This window comes from Desulfobacter sp., from assembly GCF_050177295.1.
On record NZ_JBFXHE010000038.1, the window covers coordinates 1 to 20,324 of the forward strand.

The 20,324-nt window shown below is 47.0% G+C and carries 22 protein-coding genes and 1 other RNA gene; 3 read left to right on the top strand and 20 right to left on the bottom strand.

Annotation, left to right across the window (positions count from 1 at the left end):
* Nucleotides 1-112 precede the first annotated feature (112 nt).
* The 20 genes from tyrS to AB7U36_RS05075 form a co-directional block, all read right to left on the bottom strand.
* The gene (gene tyrS, locus AB7U36_RS04980; RefSeq protein WP_428158691.1) at nucleotides 113-1,399 is read right to left on the bottom strand and encodes a tyrosine--tRNA ligase; all 1,287 of its coding nucleotides are present in this window, start codon (nucleotides 1,397-1,399) and stop codon (nucleotides 113-115) included.
* Between the two features lie 14 nt (nucleotides 1,400-1,413).
* The gene (rny, locus tag AB7U36_RS04985) at nucleotides 1,414-2,976 is read right to left on the bottom strand and encodes a ribonuclease Y (protein WP_428158692.1); all 1,563 of its coding nucleotides are present in this window, start codon (nucleotides 2,974-2,976) and stop codon (nucleotides 1,414-1,416) included.
* Nucleotides 2,977-3,105: 129 nt separating this feature from the next.
* Nucleotides 3,106-3,295, bottom strand: a non-coding RNA gene (gene ssrS / locus AB7U36_RS04990) — 6S RNA.
* Nucleotides 3,296-3,322: 27 nt separating this feature from the next.
* The gene (locus AB7U36_RS04995; protein ID WP_428158693.1) at nucleotides 3,323-3,619 is read right to left on the bottom strand and encodes a cell division protein ZapA; all 297 of its coding nucleotides are present in this window, start codon (nucleotides 3,617-3,619) and stop codon (nucleotides 3,323-3,325) included.
* 37 nt (nucleotides 3,620-3,656) lie between these two features.
* Nucleotides 3,657-3,932 (bottom strand): cell division protein ZapB, encoded by a 276-nt coding sequence (locus AB7U36_RS05000; protein ID WP_428158694.1) that lies wholly within the window; start codon nucleotides 3,930-3,932, stop codon nucleotides 3,657-3,659.
* Between the two features lie 72 nt (nucleotides 3,933-4,004).
* A complete protein-coding gene (locus AB7U36_RS05005; protein ID WP_428158695.1) occupies nucleotides 4,005-4,757 on the bottom strand; it encodes a sugar phosphate nucleotidyltransferase in 753 nt (250 codons plus the stop codon).
* Between the two features lie 132 nt (nucleotides 4,758-4,889).
* Nucleotides 4,890-5,297, bottom strand: coding sequence for a F0F1 ATP synthase subunit epsilon (locus AB7U36_RS05010; RefSeq protein ID WP_428158696.1), 408 nt, complete (start codon nucleotides 5,295-5,297; stop codon nucleotides 4,890-4,892).
* Between the two features lie 17 nt (nucleotides 5,298-5,314).
* Nucleotides 5,315-6,721, bottom strand: a complete 1,407-nt coding sequence (atpD, locus tag AB7U36_RS05015; protein ID WP_428158697.1) for a F0F1 ATP synthase subunit beta — start codon at nucleotides 6,719-6,721, stop codon at nucleotides 5,315-5,317.
* A gap of 47 nt (nucleotides 6,722-6,768) precedes the next feature.
* A complete protein-coding gene (gene atpG / locus AB7U36_RS05020) occupies nucleotides 6,769-7,668 on the bottom strand; it encodes an ATP synthase F1 subunit gamma (protein ID WP_428158698.1) in 900 nt (299 codons plus the stop codon).
* Between the two features lie 64 nt (nucleotides 7,669-7,732).
* Complete coding sequence (gene atpA, locus AB7U36_RS05025) at nucleotides 7,733-9,250, bottom strand: F0F1 ATP synthase subunit alpha (protein ID WP_428158699.1); 1,518 nt, start codon at nucleotides 9,248-9,250, stop codon at nucleotides 7,733-7,735.
* On the bottom strand, nucleotides 9,250-9,801 hold the full coding sequence (gene atpH / locus AB7U36_RS05030) for an ATP synthase F1 subunit delta (RefSeq protein ID WP_428158700.1): 552 nt from the start codon (nucleotides 9,799-9,801) through the stop codon (nucleotides 9,250-9,252). Before atpH ends, atpA begins: the two co-directional genes overlap by 1 nt.
* A complete protein-coding gene (locus AB7U36_RS05035) occupies nucleotides 9,801-10,394 on the bottom strand; it encodes a hypothetical protein (protein ID WP_428158701.1) in 594 nt (197 codons plus the stop codon). Before AB7U36_RS05035 ends, atpH begins: the two co-directional genes overlap by 1 nt.
* Nucleotides 10,394-10,825, bottom strand: coding sequence for an ATPase (locus AB7U36_RS05040; RefSeq protein WP_428158702.1), 432 nt, complete (start codon nucleotides 10,823-10,825; stop codon nucleotides 10,394-10,396). Before AB7U36_RS05040 ends, AB7U36_RS05035 begins: the two co-directional genes overlap by 1 nt.
* Before the next feature lie 176 nt (nucleotides 10,826-11,001).
* Entirely contained in the window at nucleotides 11,002-12,072 is a 1,071-nt protein-coding gene (gene rodA / locus AB7U36_RS05045; protein WP_428158703.1) for a rod shape-determining protein RodA, read from the bottom strand.
* A gap of 53 nt (nucleotides 12,073-12,125) precedes the next feature.
* Entirely contained in the window at nucleotides 12,126-13,991 is a 1,866-nt protein-coding gene (mrdA, locus tag AB7U36_RS05050) for a penicillin-binding protein 2 (protein WP_428158704.1), read from the bottom strand.
* 1 nt (nucleotide 13,992) lies between these two features.
* A complete protein-coding gene (locus AB7U36_RS05055; protein ID WP_428158705.1) occupies nucleotides 13,993-14,526 on the bottom strand; it encodes a hypothetical protein in 534 nt (177 codons plus the stop codon).
* 18 nt (nucleotides 14,527-14,544) lie between these two features.
* Nucleotides 14,545-15,357 carry a rod shape-determining protein MreC gene (gene mreC, locus AB7U36_RS05060; RefSeq protein ID WP_428158706.1) on the bottom strand — a complete coding sequence of 271 codons (813 nt, stop codon included), beginning with the start codon at nucleotides 15,355-15,357 and terminating at the stop codon, nucleotides 14,545-14,547.
* 5 nt (nucleotides 15,358-15,362) lie between these two features.
* Nucleotides 15,363-16,409, bottom strand: coding sequence for a rod shape-determining protein (locus AB7U36_RS05065; protein ID WP_428158707.1), 1,047 nt, complete (start codon nucleotides 16,407-16,409; stop codon nucleotides 15,363-15,365).
* Between the two features lie 110 nt (nucleotides 16,410-16,519).
* Entirely contained in the window at nucleotides 16,520-17,650 is a 1,131-nt protein-coding gene (locus AB7U36_RS05070) for a serine hydrolase domain-containing protein (RefSeq protein WP_428158708.1), read from the bottom strand.
* The gene (locus tag AB7U36_RS05075; RefSeq protein ID WP_428158709.1) at nucleotides 17,647-18,552 is read right to left on the bottom strand and encodes a S66 peptidase family protein; all 906 of its coding nucleotides are present in this window, start codon (nucleotides 18,550-18,552) and stop codon (nucleotides 17,647-17,649) included. The genes AB7U36_RS05070 and AB7U36_RS05075 overlap by 4 nt, the downstream gene beginning before the upstream one ends.
* 237 nt (nucleotides 18,553-18,789) lie before the next feature.
* Here AB7U36_RS05075 and AB7U36_RS05080 point away from each other — a divergent pair, with 237 nt between their 5' ends.
* The 3 genes from AB7U36_RS05080 to AB7U36_RS05090 all read left to right on the top strand — a co-directional run.
* The gene (locus AB7U36_RS05080; RefSeq protein WP_428158710.1) at nucleotides 18,790-19,239 is read left to right on the top strand and encodes a hypothetical protein; all 450 of its coding nucleotides are present in this window, start codon (nucleotides 18,790-18,792) and stop codon (nucleotides 19,237-19,239) included.
* A 58-nt stretch (nucleotides 19,240-19,297) separates the two neighbouring features.
* Nucleotides 19,298-19,567 (top strand): Nif11 family protein, encoded by a 270-nt coding sequence (locus AB7U36_RS05085; protein ID WP_428158711.1) that lies wholly within the window; start codon nucleotides 19,298-19,300, stop codon nucleotides 19,565-19,567.
* A gap of 142 nt (nucleotides 19,568-19,709) precedes the next feature.
* Nucleotides 19,710-20,324, top strand: a 615-nt coding sequence (locus tag AB7U36_RS05090; protein ID WP_428158712.1) for a sodium:solute symporter family transporter, incomplete at its 3' end; no start/stop codon positions are given.

The following is a 20,324-nucleotide window of genomic DNA, read 5'->3' on the forward strand; positions in this document are numbered from 1 at the left end:
TTTTATTTTTCAATGAACAATTTTAAAAGATAAAATTTTGTCTGGTGTTTCCTGTTCAACAAAACCTGGAAAATATACAGTTGCGTGTCGGCTTTGTCAAACCTTTTTTTAACTATTTTAAAATAATTTTGTGATATTTTTTCTTTCCTGCCCTAAGCAGGATTTCACCATCGTTCACGTCCGGCTCTACAACAACCTGCTCAAAAGATTCAAGCCTCTCACCATTAATATAGGCTCCCCCCTGTTTGATGAGACGGCGGGCATCGGATTTGGAGTTGCAGAGACCTGCGTCGCAAAACAGATCAACCACAAACATCTTATCCACAACATCCCCCTTGTTAAATGTACTGGTTGGCACTGACTCATCAGCTCCACAGGAATGCGTTCCCCGGGGGATACTTGCAGAAGGCAGAAGATCAACAGGCACTTCAATGGATCCAAACATGGCTGCTGCAGCTTTAAGGGATTTCCCAGCCTCATCTTCTCCATGGGCAATTTTAGTCGCCTCATATGCGAGGATGGTTTTGGCTTTATTCAAATCCGCCCCGTCTAATTCTTTTACAATTTCGATCTCTTCCATGGGAAGAAAGGTAAATAGAGCCAGAAATCTTGTCACATCCTGGTCATCAGTATTTACCCAGAACTGATAATAATCATAGGGAGAAAACCGTTCAGGATCAAGCCATACAGCACCCTTATGGGTTTTACCCATTTTTATTCCGGACGCTGTGGTTATCAATGGGAAAGTGATCCCAAAGGCTTGTTTACTAAGGGTACGGCGCACGAGATCAATCCCTGCCACAATGTTGCCCCACTGGTCACTTCCGCCCATCTGAAGGAGACAGTCATGGGTGCCGGCAAGTTCCATAAAATCATATGCCTGGAGCAACATATAGTTAAATTCAATAAAGGTCAGGCCGTCATCAGATTCCATTCTCGACTTAACGCTTTCTGCTTTGATCATTTTATTAATGGAAAAATGCCTGCCAATATCCCTTAAAAACGGTATGTATTCCAATTTGGTAAGCCATGCAGCATTATCAAGCATCAATGCCTTATCTTCAGAAAAATCAATAAATCTGGCCAATTGCTTCTGTATCCCGGCTTTGTTTTCATCAATCTGACCCAAGGTAAGCACTTTGCGCAGTTCTGTTTTACCGGAAGGATCACCAATGAGCCCTGTCCCGCCGCCGACAAGCCCAATGGGTCGATGCCCATGCCGTTGCATGTGAGCCAGTGCCATAATACACACCAGGCTTCCTACGTGCAGACTTGAAGCGGTTGGATCAAAACCGATATAGCAGGTCGCTCTGTTATTCTCTAAATAGTCTTCAAGCTCTTGGGTATGGGTTGTTGCCTCTATGAATCCACGTTCTTTTAAAACCGATAAAACACCCATTCTGTTTTTCCTTATCATTTCCTGGTATATTCAACTGCTCTGGTTTCTCGAATAACAACAACTTTGACCTGGCCCGGAAATGTCAGATTCTCTTCAATCTGGCGGGCAATATCCTTTGAAAGCAGTATGGCACTTTCATCGGTAATTTTTTCACTTTCAGTAATGACCCGGATTTCACGCCCGGCCTGAATGGCATAGGTATTTACTACACCCTCAAAACTATTCGCAATATTTTCAAGATCTTCTAAACGCTTTACATAATTTTCAAGACTCTCTTTTCTGGCACCTGGCCTGGCACCGGAAAGCGCATCAGCGGATTGAACGATAAAATCGTAAACACTTTCAGGCATCTGGTCTTCATGGTGGGCTGCAATGGCATTGACAACACTTTGTTTTTCACCGTACTTTTTAGCAAGGTTGGCGCCAATAATGGCATGGGCACCATCTACTTCATGATCCACAGCTTTTCCAATATCGTGAAGCAGCCCCATACGTTTGGCAAGCTTTATATCCAGACCAAGCTCAGCAGCTATGACACCGGCCAGAAACGCCACTTCAACCGAGTGCTGCAAAACATTCTGGGCATAGGATGTTCTGAATTTAAGCTTGCCAAGCACCTTGATAAGTTCCGGATCAATGCCGTGTACCCCTAAGTCAAACGCAGCCTGCTCACCTGCTTCTTTGATCGCCAGATCAACTTCTTCCGTTGCACGCGCCACAACATCTTCGATACGGGCGGGATGTATTCTTCCATCCGAAATCAACTTTTCAAGGGAAAGTCTTGCCACCTCCCGTCTGACAGGGTTGAATCCTGACAAGATAACCGCTTCCGGGGTATCGTCAATAATCAGATCAATGCCGGTTGCGGCTTCCAAAGCCCGGATATTGCGTCCTTCCCTGCCGATAATCCGCCCCTTCATTTCATCTCCGGGCAGGTTAACCACAGAAACGGTACGCTCAGCCACATAGTCGCCCGCATAACGCTGGATGGCAGTAGATATAATCTTTTTAGCCTCTTTATCCGCTTTTTCCCTGACTTCGGTTGTGATCTTTTTAACCATTTTGGCACCTTCATGCCTGGCTTCATCCTCCATGGTTTTAAGCAGCAGCCCTTTGGCCTGCTCAAGGGTCATCCCCGAAATTTTTTCAAGCTCTTTTTTTGTATCTTCAAGAAGCTGGATATAGGATTCCTCCTTCTGGGTTACAGATTCGAGTTTTTCCGCAACGTCCCGTTCATTTTTTTCTATGGATTTCTCTCTTTTAACATATTGATCTTCGAGATTGTCAAGCTTTTCACTTTTTTTAGAAAGACGTCGTTCCTCTTTTTTCAATTCAGCCCGGGTCTCTTCTGTCTCGGCATCAAAGGTGCTTTTCATTTCGAGCAGACGGGAACGAGCCTCAAGTTGTGCTTCCTTAAGCAGGGTTTCAGCTTTTTTAGTGGCGCCTTCCATAGCAACGCGTTGCTCTTCTTGAAAATCAAGTCTCTGCTGATCAATTTTTGTTTTTATCACATATAAAATGACCGCACCAACAGCCAGCAGCACCAGCATTAATGCAAGCATCATTGTATAACTCATACAATTCATCTCCTGGAATAATTGGGATACAAAAAAATTGTGTATCCGTGTTTCATTTCGCTAAAAAAGAAATGGAATAATACGTTAGGATTAGGAGGGATGCGGCAAAGCGTTTTTAAGATTACAACAAGTTCCCCCACAGCTGCCGTGTTGTTTTTAAGGCTTTGAACCAAGGGTCCAAAAGACGGGAGTTCAATAATACCTTTAGGCTTCTCCCTTGTATTAAAGGGAACCTGCTCACCAGTATCAGCGTGCGCCCCCTAAGTATTGATGCGTTAGGCCAAAGGCTGTCATACAATCACGCACATTGCAGGGGATTTTGTTATAATGTTAAACCAATGAAAGTTTATTTCATTGTTTTGTCTATTTTCTCCAATAAGGATGATACTCTGTTTTCAATGTCTTTTTCAAGGTCGGAGTACTTCAAACGCAGTTCATGATAATCCTTGGATAAATTCATGGCTGCAAGAAGCAGAATAGCCATCCTGTTTTTACTGCTGATTTTATTTTGGAAAAGGCTTCCTGCTTCATCTACATATTCTTTGACATGCGCTGCAATCTTTACCGGATCATATTTTTGATCTTTTTCCGGTTTAAACTTAAATTCTTCCCCGAAAAGCTCAATTTTAACGATTTCATCCAAGGAAATCCCTTTACCGAGTATATAAGTTCATGGCACTTTATAACTTTTCATCCCCGGATACGATTTCCGAAAAACCATCCAGTTTTGAAAGGAGTCTGTCAATTTTTTCACTCATCATGGACTCCTGTCCGACATAGACGTCTTCTTTTTTTATTTTCTGCTCCAGCTGATCTTCAAGCTCTTTTATTTTTGCTAAAAGTTCTGCGTTTTCTTTTTGAAAACTCTGACAGGATTCTATTAAAAAGTCGACATGAATGTTAATGTCATCAAACTTGGCTGCTATATCCTGATTATCCAATTTCTTAAGTCTCATAAAATGGTAATAAATTAACTACTAATATATTCAGCAGCCTGATGAAAGTCAAGATAATTCACCTGATCAAAGTTAAGATAATTCATTTGATGCCTTGTGAAACGCTGTATTGATAAGGCTTAACTGCTCAATGGTATTGACGCCCATGACCTGTTCAGCGTCTTGGGTTATCTTAACAAATGTTTTGGCTCTGTTTTGGGCAGCTATTTCCACAAGGTCAGTAAGATAATATTCTCCCTGACTGTTATTGTTTTTAATCCGCCCTAAACCGAATTCAAGAAATCGTTTTTCAAAACAGAAAATCCCGGAATTGACTATGGAAATCTGTTTTTCCAAATCAGTTGCATCTGCCTCCTCACGTATGGCAAGAAGTTGCCCGTCGTTGTCCTGGATAATTCTGCCGTAACCGGTAGGGTCATTTACCCTTACGGCAAGAACAGTCAAATCTGCCTTCAGGTTTTGGTGGGCTGAAACTAAATCCGTGATGGTCTGCTTTCTTATCAACGGAACGTCGCCGCACAAAACCAAAACGTGCTGAATACAAGCATCAACCCCCGGCAATGCAGCCCGAACCGCATCCCCTGTTCCCAGAAGCTCTTTTTGAAGGACAAAATGCACCTTATGTTTTTTTAGGACATCTTCCCGCACTTTTTCGGCCTGGTGCCCTACCACGACATGAATATGCCCGGAAGCAGCAGATAGAGCGGCTTCGATCACGTGGTTGATCATGCTTTTACCTGCGACCTTATGGAGCACCTTGGCCAAATCCGATTTCATGCGGCTGCCTTTTCCTGCAGCCAATATGATAACTGCAATATCGTTCATTTTCCCCCTATCTCAAATAACAAATCAAGGCCATGAAAAAAAGGGGATGCCGTAAAAGGCATCCCCTTTCTTATTCCATATTTTCCGGCATTACAGGCCAGATGGTTATCAAACCATCAGACAAGCAGAATCTTAGCGGGTTCCGGCAATTTTAGCCCGAAATATAGCCCGCTGCAACGCAGCTTGAGCACGAACAACATCTGTATCTGCTGCTTTGTCACTCAACCGCTTCTCAGCACGACTCTGGGCCTCTTTTGCCCGGTCAAGATCAATATCCTTACGGCGTTCAGCAGATTCAGCAAGTATAGTAACCTTATCCGGAAGCACTTCGGCAAATCCGCCGCTGACAAAGAGCATGCGCTCTTTACCGGATGTATCTTTATAACGGATACCGCCGATTTTCAATGCGGTCAGAAAAGTTGTATGCCCTTTCAAGGCACAGAACTCACCTTCGCTGCCAGGTGCTGAAATGCTTTGGATCTCTTCACTGACAACCGCCTTTTGCGGCGTTACAACTTCAAGAAAAAATTTATCAGCCATTATGAACCTCCGAATGGTTATTCAGCTTTGGCTTTTTCAATGGCGTCTTCGATGGCTCCCACCATATAGAAAGCATTTTCGGGAAGATCATCATGCTTACCTTCGATAATCTCTTTGAAAGATCTGACAGTATCTTCAACCTTTACAAACACACCGGCCATACCGGTAAAGGTTTCAGCTACATGGAAAGGCTGGGACAAAAACTTCTGCAGTTTTCTGGCCCGCTGTACAGTAACTTTATCCTCGTCAGATAATTCATCCATACCAAGGATGGCAATGATGTCCTGGAGTTCTTTGTATTTTTGCAGGGTCTGCTGAACCACCCGGGCAACATTGTAATGCTCTTGGCCAATGTAAGCAGCATCGAGAATTCTGGAAGTGGAGTCAAGGGGATCCACTGCCGGGTAAATACCAAGCTCTGCAATCTGACGGGAAAGTACAACGGTTCCGTCAAGATGGGCGAATGTGGTGGCAGGGGCCGGGTCAGTCAAGTCATCAGCAGGCACGTAAACGCACTGCACCGCGGTGATGGAGCCCTTGTCTGTTGATGTAATACGCTCCTGAAGCTCACCCATGTCGACAGCCAGTGTCGGCTGGTAACCAACAGCAGACGGCATACGACCCAGGGTTGCAGAAACCTCTGAACCAGCCTGGGTGAAACGGAAGATATTATCCACAAAGAGAAGCACGTCCTGGCCTTCTTCATCACGAAAATACTCAGCACAGGTCAAAGCGGAAAGCGCAACGCGGGCACGGGCTCCGGGAGGTTCTGTCATCTGACCGTAAACCAGAGCACATTTAGGAAGAACGCCGGAGTCCTTCATTTCATGGTAAAGGTCGTTACCTTCACGGGTTCTTTCACCAACACCGCCAAATACAGAAATACCGCCATGCTGCATGGCGATATTGTTAACCATTTCCATCATGATAACGGTTTTGCCAACGCCGGCACCGCCGAACATGCCCATTTTACCGCCGCGGGGGAAGGGAACCAGAAGATCGATAACCTTTACACCGGTCTCAAGAACGCGGACACTGGTGTCCTGCTCTGTGAATTCGGGCGCATGTCTGTGAATGGGTCTCTGTTTTTCTCTTGAAATCTCGCCAAGACCGTCAACAGGACGACCTACAACATTAAGAACCCGGCCCAGAGAAGCGTTGCCAACCGGCATCATGATGGGCGAGCCAGTATCTTTTACAGGCATTCCTCTTTGAAGACCGTCGGTAACATCCATGCCGATGCAGCGAACAACATTGTCACCCAGGTGCTGGGCAACCTCAATTACAAGGTTATCTTCCATGTCCCCGATGGTGGGGTTGGTAATGGTCAAAGCGGTCAGTACCGGAGGAAGTTTTCCGGGCTCAAACTCAACGTCAACAACAGCGCCGAGGACCTGTGAAATTTTACCTATATTTTCAGCCATTTTATTCTCCTATAAAGCTGTTTTATCTATGCCTGTCTATCCGTTAATTATCCCTTAAGGGCTTCGGCTCCGCCGACAATATCCATAAGATCTGCAGTAATAGCAGCCTGACGGGTTTTATTAAATATGGTCTGCAGTTCATCCACCATATCTTCACATGCCTTGGTCGCATTCTCCATGGCCCGCATACGGGCAGCATGCTCGGATGTGGATGTTTGAAGCAGTGCGTCATATATCTGAATAAAAACATTCTTGGGAAGCATTTCACCCAGAAGCGCGTCAGATGACGGCTCGCAGATATGCTCCGGCAGGAAAGCCTCGTCTTCAGCAGGGGACTGAACCTCATCTGCCACCATTTCATCAAGAGATGGAATGGGAAGAATCTGTTTGACCGTAGGAATCTGTTTTGCCATTCCCTGGAAGTCAGAATAAATCAGATAGACTTCATCAACAGCGCCCTCAAGGAACCTGTTAATCAATGTCTGGCCTGATCCGGAAGCCACTGAGAATTCGACATTGCCGCCCACAACACCGATATACTCGGCATCCCTGGTATGGCCCTGTTTCCTGGCCCAGTCACGTCCCTTTTTGCCATAGCAGACAAAAGAGACCTCTTTTCCTTCAAGCTCAGATCTGAGCATTTTTTCAGCTTTATCAATCAGATTGATGTTAAATCCGCCACACAAGCCCCTGTCAGACGTACACAGAAGCAGGGCCACCTTTTTTACTTCTTCCCTGGGCACCAAAAGAGGGGATGCATCCTCTCCTGATTTCCCGGCAATGGAGCCCAGAACTTCGGCAAATTTGGAAGCATATGGTTTAAATGCTTCCATTGCATTCTGGGCACCGCGCAATCTTGAAGTGGCGACCATTTTCATGGCAGAGGTAATCTGTTTAGTCTTTTTAACACTGACTATTTTCGATTGTACTTCTTTTAACGTTGCCATATGATCTACCTTTGCGCCTATAAGTTAGTGTTTGTTTTCACAAATCCGTCCAAATCCGTCCTGATTAGTTCAGGGTTTCCTTGAATTCTTCGTCATAGGCTGCAAGGCATTTTTTGAGCTTGGCCTCGAGTTCGTCATCAATCTTTTGTTTCTCTTTCAAACCAGCAAAAACTTCGGGGAACCGGCTTTCGACAAAGGGGTACAGGCCAGCTTCATATGCGGCAACGGATTCTTTGGGGTATTTATCCAGGAATCCTTTGGTACCGGCATAAAGCAGCGTAACCTGTTTTTCCATGGGAAGCGGCTGATACTGGGGTTGTTTGAGCAGTTCAACCAGTCTTTCACCACGGGTCAGCTGTTTCTGGGTAGCGGCGTCCAGATCGGAACCAAAAGCAGCAAAAGCTTCCAGCTCTCTGTACTGGGCCAGATCCAGACGAAGGGTTCCTGCCACCTGTTTCATGGCTTTTACCTGGGCTGCACCGCCTACCCTGGATACGGACAATCCAACGTCAATGGCGGGACGGATACCTGCAAAAAACAAATCCTTGTCAAGAAAGATCTGTCCGTCGGTAATGGAAATAACGTTGGTGGGAATAAATGCGGAAACATCACCTTCCTGGGTTTCAATGATGGGAAGTGCGGTCAGCGACCCTGCACCAAGTTCATCACTCATCTTAGCAGAACGTTCCAGCAAACGGCTATGGTTGTAAAAAATGTCACCAGGGAAGGCCTCACGTCCAGGCGGACGTCTGAGCAGCAAAGAGACCTGACGGTAAGCAACAGCCTGTTTTGAAAGGTCATCATAAACAATCAAGGCATGCTCACCTTTATCACGGAAATACTCGCCCATGGCGCAACCTGCGTAGGGTGCCAGGTACTGCATGGCAGCAGACTCGGATGCAGATGCCACAACAACGGTGGTGTATTCCATGGCGCCGTGCTCTTCAAGTGCGGCTACAACCTGGGCTACCGTTGATTTTTTCTGACCACAGGCAACATAGATACATTTGATGCCACTCTCTTTCTGAGCAATGATAGCATCGACTGCCACAGCAGTCTTACCAATCTGACGGTCACCAATAATCAACTCGCGCTGGCCGCGGCCAACCGGCGTCATACCATCAACAGCCTTTGAGCCGGTATAGCAGGGTTCGTGAACCCCTTTTCTGGCGATAACACCCGGCGCAACCAGTTCCATGTTCATATATATATCGGAATTGATGGGACCTTTGCCGTCAACAGGCTCGCCTGTGGTGGTTACAACCCGGCCCAGCAGCGCTTCGCCAACCGGGACGGAAGCGATACGGTTGGTTCTTTTAACTACGTCGCCTTCTTTGATGACCTTGTCATCACCAAGAATGGCCACACCAACGTTATCTGCTTCAAGGTTGAGCGCCAGCCCCAGAATACCGCCGGGAAACTCAACCAGCTCCATGGCTTTTACTTTTTCCAAACCGTAAATACGGGCAATACCGTCACCCGCTGACAGAACGACACCTGTTTCGCTCAGATCAACCTGTGCATCAAATCCTTTAATTTGATCTTTTATAATCTGGCTTATTTCTTCTGCTTTAATTTCCATTATACACTCTCACCTTTTTTTAAAGTTTCCCTCATATTGATCAGCTGAGTTTTTACGCTGCCGTCAAGAACAAGATCACCAATTTTTGTGATAATACCGCCGATAAGGCTTGAATCCTTTTGCACATCAAGCACAACGGTTTTACCGGTTTTCTGAGACAAAGACTTCTGAATTTTTGTAATGTTTGCCTTGGACAGATTCGTGGCAGACACAACACTTGCCCTGACAATACCTTTGAGTTCATCAGCCATTGTACTGTAATAAGTCGCAATGTCTCTAAGAAAACCGATCCTGCCTTTATCAAAAAGCAATGACAAAAAAGAATTCATCACCTTTGAAAAGTCTGCAGCAGCGATTACCGCCTCAAGAAGTTTTTTACGGTCACTTTTTCTGATTAGCGGATTGGTAAGCGCCTGTTCAAAACCCTGCTGGGAGTCTAAAAGCCCAACCATTGCGGAAAGCTCATTATTGTATCCATCCGCCAGACCATCCTCCTGGCCTATCAAAATCAACGCCTTGGCATAACGCCTTGAAACTGCAAGATTCTTCATTATGCCTCCACCTTCTTCAAATATTCATCGACCAGACGGTTCTGATCCTGGGTTGTGATGGATTTTTTAACGAACGCCTCTGCCTGCTCCATTGCACGATCCACAACTTCCTGCTTCAGAAGCGCTTTCGCAGCTTTGAACTCTTGTTCGATATTGCGTTTTGCCATATCTTCAAGTTTTTCAGCCTGGGCTTCAGCTTCTGCAAGAATTCTCTTCTTGGCATCTTCACCCTGCTTGATGTAATCCTCAACAATCTTTTCAGATTCCTGTTCAAGATTTCTAAACCGGGCTTCGTATTCGGCAAGCTTCTTTTCTGCGTCGGCTTTTTTCTGTTCCAGGTCTGTCAACTCCTCTTCAATCCCCTTTTTACGGGAAGAGAAGAACTGCGCCACCGGTTTTTTAGCGATGAAAAAGCAGCCAAGCGCAAGGATAACAAAGTTAAGCACTTTCCAGGTATCAACATCGTGCCATGCATTGTGATGCGCTGCTTCACCGTGACCGCCGCCGGAAGCCCATACCACTGTCGCACCAGCCACAAGAGCCACAACAGTTGCGGAAACCTTAAGGTGTTTTTTCCAATTCATTTTTTCCATTAACATGCCCTCCCGAGTATCTTTTCGCCGATGGCTTTGGCATACACCTCAACCTCGGCCTCAAGCGCTTTGCGGGCCTGTTCAGTTTCTTCAGCCACCTGTGCCTTAATTTGGGCAAAGTTAGCCTGCGCTTTCTGATTGATCCGGGTAATAATTTCCTTTTCCTGAGCAGACGCCTCCTCAATGAACACCTCTTTTTTCTTAAGGCCTTCACCCCTTGCCTGTTTCAACCCTTCTTTGTAATCATCCTTTTGTTTTTCAAGACCAGCCAAGGCTTTTTCAACACCCGAGTTTAAGGTGCCGACCTTGGCTTTTCTTTCGAGAATGACATTTCGAATAGGTTTGTACAGAACCAGGTTGAGGAGGAATAGCAGGACAAGAAAATTGACCATCTGATATATTGCTGATATATCAGGAATCACAGTTATCATAAAATTCCTCCGCCAGTTAATAATTACAAAAAATCAACTACTTATATCCTATATCCTAATTAGCTGAGATCGCTCGGATTCAGCCTAAATGCTTAAAATGATCGTGACTTGAGTACCATCCACCACGCCTTTTGTCAACACAGAATGCAGCAATTCTTAATAGCGAGATCAGGGGATCAGGCCGTGTTAAATTTTCGCATGCTGATATTTAGTAAAATACCAAAACCGACCATATTGGTCACAACCGAGGACCCGCCATAGGAAACCAGGGGCAAAGGCACCCCGACCACCGGCATCAGGCCCATAACCATGCCGACATTGATAAAAATTTGCCAGAATACCATAACACTAACACCCATTGCCAGAAGGGAGCCAAACATATTCCGGCAATTATAGGAAATGTTCAACCCCCAGAATAGTAAAATAAAATAGAGGGTTAACAGCAGCACACATCCCGCAAGTCCCCACTCTTCGGCCAGTACGGAAAGAATAAAATCCGTATGCTGTTCAGGCAGAAAATTTAAAGCATTCTGGGTCCCATGGAGAAATCCTTTCCCGGTAAGCATGCCTGAACCTATGGCGATCTTGGACTGGATGATATGATACCCTGCACCAAGGGGATCCCGTTCAGGGTTCAAAAAGGTTAAAATTCTGTCTTTCTGATAATCCTTAAGGCCGAAAAGCCATACCAGGGGCACCAAAGAGAGCCCCGCCACCCCCAAAGTGAATAAAACTTTTTTTTCGACTTTTACAAATAAAGTAAGACAGCCGGCAATAAGCAAAAGCAAAAGCCCTGTACCAAGATCGGGCTGAATCACAATGAGGCCAAAGGGGATAATACATAAAATAAACGGCTTGATCAGATGCCTGAAGCCTAAGCCTTCAGGACTGATACTGTCTGCATACACCGAAGCCAGGCTGATGATCAAAGAAATTTTCATCAGCTCCGAGGTCTGTATCCGAACAGGGCCTAATACCAACCAGCGCTGGGAGCCGCCGCCGGTATGGCCCGCAAGCCAGGTGGCCACCAGAAGTCCGACACATGTGGTATATATAAGGAGATGAAGTTTGCCAAACTCTTTAAAATCAATGACAAGGCAGCTCATCATGATGACAAAACCAACGGCCATCCAGACAACCTGTTTTTTAAAAAGGGGAGGCAGAACAGTTCCGGTGTATCCGGCTGTCACCGCCGAATAAAGAATGGTCAGCCCCAGAATGCAAATGAAGAAAATAAGTAATAGCAATCCCCAGTCAAAGTTTGATATGAGACGGCGGTCAAACATTTTTCCCCACTTTTTCACTCTACATGTGCCTGGTCGTCCCTGACCATGGCAGTTGGAACTTCAGGATCCCCGAGATAGGCATGGATCAACTCTTTTGCCACGGGCGCAGCCGCACTGGAGCCATGCTCCCCATGTTCAATGATCACGGCAATGGCTATTTTAGGGTCCTGTGAAGGCGCATAACAGACAAACCAGGCATGATCCTGGAGGGTACGCTTCAGCTTTTTATTATCAAACTTCTCCCCGGCTTTGCGGGAAAAGACCTGTGCCGTACCTGTTTTTCCGGCAATTTCAACGCCGGGAAGACGGATTTGCCGGGCAGTGCCGCGATTACCGTGAACAACTTCTAAAAGCCCTTGTCTTACAATGGCCAGATTTTCTTTGGAAGCCGGCAACCCACCGGTAATTTCGGGTTCAATTTCCCTTATCACCTGCCCTTTTGCATCCTGAACGGACTTAACAAGTCTTGGCCGGTAAAGGGTCCCGTTATTCCCAACCGCAGAAATAAACACGGCCATCTGCAGAGGCGTAACCAGATTAAACCCCTGGCCAATACTGATGGACAGGGTTTCACCGGCCTGCCAGGGTTCCTTGAACCGCTGTTTCTTCCATGCGGACGTGGGAATCAAACCTGGTCGCTCATGGGCCAGGCGAATGCCGGTCAACCGCCCCAGGCCAGAGCCTTGCGCATACTTTGCCAGGGCATCGACCCCGAGTTTTTCACCGGTTTGATAAAAAAATACATCGCAGGACTGGGCAATGGCATTCACAACATTTAAATTGCCGTGTCCGTATTTATTCCAGCAATGGTAGCGCCGGTTGCCAAACTTATAAAATCCCGGACAAAAAAAGGTTGAATTGCGGTCAATAACTTTTTCTTCAAGCCCCGCCAGGGCCGTAATGATCTTATATGTGGACGCCGGGGGATATTCTGCCTGAATTGCCTTGTTGTTCATGGGGCGACCCGGATCATCCCTTAAAACCTGCCATTTCTTACTGGAGATACCGCCAATAAAATCATTCTGGTCAAAGCTGGGGGACGATGCCATAACCAAAACATCTCCGTTTGAGGGATCAAGGGCCACAACGGCCCCGTCATTCTCCCCAATCAAGCTTTCCGCTTTCTGCTGGAGCGCCAGATCCATTGTCAGGACCAGATCCTTTCCGGAAACCGGTTCCACTGTTTTTAGTATTTTGATCACCCGGCCATTTACGTCCACTTCAACCTGGTGCCCCCCCCTTTTCCCCTGCAGATCCGCCTCAAAACTTTTTTCAACCCCGTACCGGCCAATGGAATCCCCGGACCGTACATTGAGAAATTTTCCGGAATCCAGTTCTTCCTTATTGATCTCACCAAGGTAACCTATAAGATGAGCAGCTGTTTTCTTATGGATGTAATTTCGGGTGGGTTCGATATCAATATGAATACCTGGCAGATCAAACTGATGGGCCTCCACGACCGCAAGCAGATCCCTTGTTATGTCCCGTTTAAGGATAACTGGTTTGTAAAATGCTTCCCGCCCGGCTTTTTCTATGGTTGCCGTCAGTGCCTCATATGAATCGCCGGTCAGTTCGGCAAGGCGCTCAAGGGTTTCTTTCAAGGGTTCGGCATCCTCCAGAACAATGATCAAATCAAAGGCTGGCCGGTTGTCCACAAGAAGATTGTGATTGCGGTCATAAATCAGTCCCCTGGAGGATTTAATGCTTTTGAGCCGAACACAATTGGTCATCGACAGCCGCCTGTACTCTTCCCCGCGGATCATCTGAAGATAAACAAGCCTTAATAAAAGAACGCTGAAAACAAGCACAATGCACAGGCCGGCCCCGATAAATCGCTGTTTGATCCACTCACGGTCGGGATTGTTATTGATTCCGCGCACATTACCCCCTGTATTTTCGGGCCATTTGCCGGCGGGACTGTTTTACGGCATGTAAAAAGTTCTGATGCAGAGTTTCCAGGAACCGAACGCCGATGGGAATACCAACGACGGCCCAAACGATTTGACCGATGCAAAGGCGGTAATCCGTAGCCGCAATTTCCTTCTGCCCCTGGAGCAGAAAAACACTGAACATAACCAGTCCCTGATAAATGCAGACAGATGCAAGGCTGACGATAAAGACAAAAACAGCGCTGCGCTGAAAAACCAGCTGGCGGAGAAAAAAAACGATCAGGTAACTACACAGATACGAGGTGGTATGAAGAAAAAACGGCGCACCTGACAGGCTATCCATGATGCCGCCGATGATCACAAGACAGAAAGGCACCCAGTAGCGTGGGGAAAATAGGCTCAGGTACAATACATTAATGATCATCAGATCAAAAGAGTGGGGGAACCAGGAAAAATCCGGAATAACAACAGTCTGAAGGATAACCAACCCCAAGGTGACAAAAGAAAAAAATATGAAATTCATCATACCGGATGCATCCGCCTGTCAGTCGGCATTTTTATACACCAGCACTTCTTCAAGCCTGTCAAAATCAACGGCAGTTTTTATGGTGATATCCTGGAACAGCTGGGAATGATTTTTTTTTACATCAAGTACTGTTCCGATTCTCAATCCTTTTGGGAATACCTGGTCCAGTCCGGAGGAGACAATTACCTGCCCTGGTTTCACCTGATCCTTTCTCAAGGTATATACAAAGGAACAGGTCGCTTCATTATTGCCCTTGACCATGCCGCGGACCCGGGTCTCCTGGATCAGCGCATCAACAGCTGAATTGCGGTCGGTAATCAGCAGCACCCGGGAAAAACTGCCGGACACTTTAATAATCTGTCCTATAATTCCTTCCGACACCAGCACCGGCAGCCCTTTGATCAACCCGTCTTTTTCACCCTTATCAATCATAATGGTTTTAAACCAGGGGGACGGATCCCGGGCAATCACCTGAGCTGCCACATAGGCCGCGGGCACGGAACTCTGAAAATTGACAAATTTCTTCAAACGGGCATTTTCAAGCTCAAGCTCTTTGCACCTGTTGGCTGTATGCCGGGCCTTTGACAACTCACGTCTCAAGGCCTGATTTTCTTCCACGGCAAGCACACATGAAAAATAGGTCTGCCATACCGATTCAGTAAAGCCGATAATGCGGGAGGCCACAAACTGAAACGGGGAGGTAAGGGTTATGGCCAGTCTTTCAACACCACCTGTTGGAAGGGTCTCCCGGCTGGACATGGTGATTACGGTAAGCGCCACCGCAATAAAAAGCCCCACGCCGACACTCATCATGATCCGCCTGGAAAACATTACCTTTAGCTGATGACCACTTCTTTAAGAATTTCGATATTGTCAAGGGATTTGCCGCACCCCAGTGCCACAGTGGATAAGGGATCATCAGCCACGACAATGGGAAGGCCGCATTTTTCTTTAAGCAGCTTGTCCAAATTTTTCAACAGCGCCCCACCACCGGTTAAAACAATACCGGAGTCCACGATATCAGCGGCCAGTTCCGGCGGGGTCTGCTCCAGGGCAATACGAACGGTTTCGACAATCGCGTCAATCTGCTCGGAAATAGCCACCCGGACCTCTTCGGAATCAATGGCCAGAATCTTAGGGATGCCGGAGACCAGATCCCTGCCCTTGACCTCAATGGTTTCAAGGTGTTCCGGATCAGGATAGGCATTGCCAATGGTTGTTTTGATAATTTCTGAGGTTCTTTCGCCAATGAGCAGATTATATTTGCGTTTGATATGCTGGCTGATGGAGGCATCCATCTTGTCCCCGGCCACTCTCAGGGAACGGGTATACACGATCCCGGCCAGGGAAATGACCGCCACCTCAGTGGTCCCTCCTCCGATATCCACAACCATATTGCAGGTGGGTTCCGTAATGGGAAGGCCTGCGCCGATTGCCGCAGCCATGGGCTCTTCTATAAGAAAAACTTCCCTGGCACCGGCGGATTCCGCGCTTTCCCTGACCGCCCGCTTTTCCACCTGGGTGATACCGGAGGGTACGGCAATAATAATCCTTGGGCGCACCAGGGTTTTTCTGTTGTTATGAACTTTCCGGATAAAATGCTTGAGCATGGCTTCGGTCACTGCGAAATCGGCAATAACCCCGTCCCGCATGGGTCGGATGGCCACAATATTACCCGGTGTCCTTCCCAGCATACGCTTTGCTTCCAGCCCCACCGCCAGCACTTTGCTTCTGGACCGTCTGTCCGTTCTGACCGCCACCACTGAAGGTTCACTTAACACGATACCTTTTCCCTTAACATAAACCAGCGTATTTGCAGTGCCAAGATCAATGGCCAGATCATTGGAAAAGGCCCCAAGCAACGTATCAGTTATAAAGTTCATTTATCCTCTTTCATACAAAAATGGGAGTTGTGTTTTATCATATAGATGAAAAATACCGCTAGAAAACAGTTGCTAACAAACTTAGGTTTTTTTTACAAGAATAAAGTGTTTCACATCTGTATATTTGCTTTATAAACAGTTGCGATCAAATCATGAATCCTGGGCCTGAATTTCCTTATATCAATATTTCCCCGGTCGGGGTGTACCCGATTCGTCAAGAGTACCGTGATCAAGCCGTTGTCAGGATCTATCCAGAAGGATGTGCCGGTAAAGCCCAGGTGTCCGACCGATCGTTCAGAAAAAAAACGACCTGAGGAAGCGTTCTCTTCATTTGGAGAATCAAAACCTGCCGGACGCATCAATCCTTTTTTTTCACCGTTATTTTTATCTGCAAAACATCGAATGACGGATGAATTTATTACTTTGGTTTCTTTATTTTGAAGGGCCTGCAGGATCTGACAGCACAGGTGATGCACCCCGGCAGCGGTGCCAAACAGACCGGCATGCCCTTCAATGCCGCCGGCAGCCCAGGCATTTTCATCTTCCACCTCCCCCAGCATCATTTTTCTTCGCCAGGGGCAATGGGAGGTAGCAGCAAAAACAAGGGGCGTTTTACCTGCCCTATGCCTTGTCAAATCAGAGCAAAGGGGATTGAAAAACAACGCGTTGATTTTCAAAGGCCCAAAGATCCGGTCATTAACAATTGTGTCCAGCCGGACACCGGACAGAGACTCCACCACCCAGGCCAACAGGATAAACCCCAGGTCACTGTAATTGTCCTTGGAACCGGGCTCATATTCCAGGGGTTCCTCCAGCACCAGCCGCCGCAGGCACTTTCTGGCTTCCATACCGGGAACGGGGACACAAAGCGCTTTAAAATACGGACGGTGGGCAGGCAGGCCAGACCTGTGGCGCAGCAGCATGTCAATGGTGATCTTGGCTTTGTCCGTTCCCCAGGCAACCGGCAGGGCGTCCTGTAAATAAGTTTTCCCGGACAACTGCCCTGATGAAATCAGATCTGCCACAGCCAGGGCTGTGGCCAGGGGCTTGGTCAGGGAGGCCAGGTCAAAAACCGTATTCAATGTCACAGGCTCCCCAAACCTTATATCTGTTACACCAAAGGCTTTGTGGTAAAAAATATCTTGTCCGCGGGCACACAGCAACACAGCACCCGGAAACACGCCGTCGGCCACAGCATTGGCCATAGCACTATCAATCTTTTGAAATGAACGGGTTTTCATTGTGCGGCAAGATCCCATTCAAGGCAGGCACGGTCTGCATCCAGAATGACTCCGCCCCCCATGGGAAGGGAAAGGTTAACCGCCCCGTGACCCACTTCAAGTCCCATGCAGATCGGAATGTTGGCGTCAAAGAACACCTCTTGAATGATCTCCGGTATATAGGCATCATTGTCACAATCTTCAAAAGACCCGGTCACAACCCCGTTGACACATTCCAGCACACCTGCCATCTTCATCTGGGTCAGCATCCTGTCAATCTTGTATGCCGGTTCACCCACGTCCTCCAGAAAAAGAATGCTGCCCGTAAAATCGGGCTGATAAGCTGTCCCGATCATATGAACCAAGGTGGCCATATTTCCGCCCACAAGCCGTCCTGTGGCACGTCCACCCGCAATCACCTGATCAGAAGGCAGATCAATACGTGTAAAGCAACCAGTCACAGTCTTTGCAAAACTGTCCAGTGTCTTTTTATCTGCCCGGCCAAGGGAAACCAGATTTGGACCATGCAGGGCACAGATTCCGGCTTTGCATACCAGGGAACTGATCAAAGCCGTGGGATCTGAAAACCCAATAAATAGTTTCGGATTCCCGGCAATGGTATCCCAGTCCAGCAACGGCAAAAGGCGCATAGCACCGAATCCTCCCCTTGCCGCAATGATGCCTTTGATCCCCGGATCTGCGAACAGCGAGTTAAGCACATCCGCCCGCTGCCGGTCCGTGCCGGCAAGATATCTGAACTGCCCTGTTATGCCATTGGGAATGTGTACTTCAAACCCCATGGATTCAAGACACAGGACCCCTTTTTGAAACGCCTGCGCATCAAACCGGGCCGATGGTGCGGCCACGCCAATGACATCTTTGGGTTTTAGACTACAAAAAACGGGTTCTACGCCTGGTTTCATTAACTGGTTCAGTCCTTTTACAATCCGCAAAAAAACAATACGTCCCACAAAAATCTTATAAAACAATAAATTTAATTTTTTACTTAAATTTTTAAGGCCCCATTCCGATATCTATTTTAATGGAATAATTATATATTGATTTAAATCATGTTTTATTGACCTTTACCATAAAGCCCAAAATTAGGAAACACCCGGACCATGAAACAATCCACAAATTAGGAGTGAAGGAGTAATGAAATGACCAGTTCGATACCTTCAGATTTTTCAAGCGTTGGACTTCAGCTCACGCAACAGAAAACCGATAGCGTGACCACCCTTTTATCAAAGGGGGGCTCCATCGCGTCCATGACCTATGACATCTGTACAGCAACTTCCGACTCATGCGCTATTTCCTCCATTGCCCAGAAGGTGGCTGAGGTGGCAAGTACAGCGTCTGACGCGGGTGCGTCCGATGAGGCCCTTGACAATATCAGAACATTTACAGCTGCACTCCAGGAGGAAGGATATGACACCCTTTCCATTATCACGTATCTAGGAGAAGCCAAGGATCTTGCTAAATCAGACATAGATACGTTCAACCAGGTGTTCAGTGATTCCGATGATACCACAACCACACTGATCGCGTCCATTGACGCGGAAACTGCATCCGAAGAAACAGATACTACCGGCACTGATATTGCGGAATAATTGATATTGCGGAATAATTACAAAGCCGTTGCATAGTAAAATTTTTCAGGAAAATGACATGACCATTCAAAATGCCGTCAACTTTATCCGGCAAGGACAGCATGACGATGATCTCAGACACAGGCTGGTAAAAGCAGACACCAGTCAGACACGGCAGGAAATTCTGGATCAAAAGAATTTAATTTTTACCCCGGAAGAGTTTGAAGAGGCATATTCCCTGAGCCTTTTTAAATGCCAACACCAGGCAGATGCCCAGGCCCTGATGGCATTCAGGATGTGGTGGCTCATGCTTTACCGAAGCCCTGATGTCGGTGTACCGTCCCCCTAGGGACACAGACGCGTCTTTAAAAAAACAGAATAAACCCCGATTCTTCCATTGCCTTATGTACAAATCAGGCGTAGAACTGCACTTTTAAAAATGGAAGCCGCTTCCTGCTTGAAGGATTCGGCGGATATCAAGGAGAAAAGGGGTGGGACAATTTATATATGCAGCCGTATTTGTCGGCGCATTTGTTCTTTTCTGCGCTCTGATTTTAAAAAATCAGCGGCGCGTGGTCAGTGGATCAGATTTTTCAGTGGCAGGCAGATCCCTTTCCACCACCCAGGTATCCTGGGTGATTATCGGCACCCTGGTGGGTGGCGTCTCAACCATCGGGACAGTTCAATCAGCCTATGATCATGGCGTCAGCGCCTGGATTTTCACCCTGGGCAGCGGTATCTCCTGTTTTCTCCTGGGATGCTTTTTTGCAACAGCATTAAGACGTGAGCAGGTCACCACCGTTTCCGAACTGCTCGGCAGATACTTTGGCCAGGGCTTTCAGTATTATTGCTCTGTGCTCAATTCCTGCGGCATGTTTATCCATATTATTGCCCAGTACCTGGCAGCCATGGCTATTTTGAACTCAATATTCCACTTCCCGTTGCCGGTCTCTTTGTTTATTACCATGGTACTTATGGGCTTTTTTGTCATTTCAGGCGGGATTTCCGGTGCTGGCATGGTGGGAAAAATCAAATTTTTCCTGCTGTACGCCATCATGATCGTCTGCGCAACCATTGCGCTGATCAAAGGCGGAGGGGTCACCGGC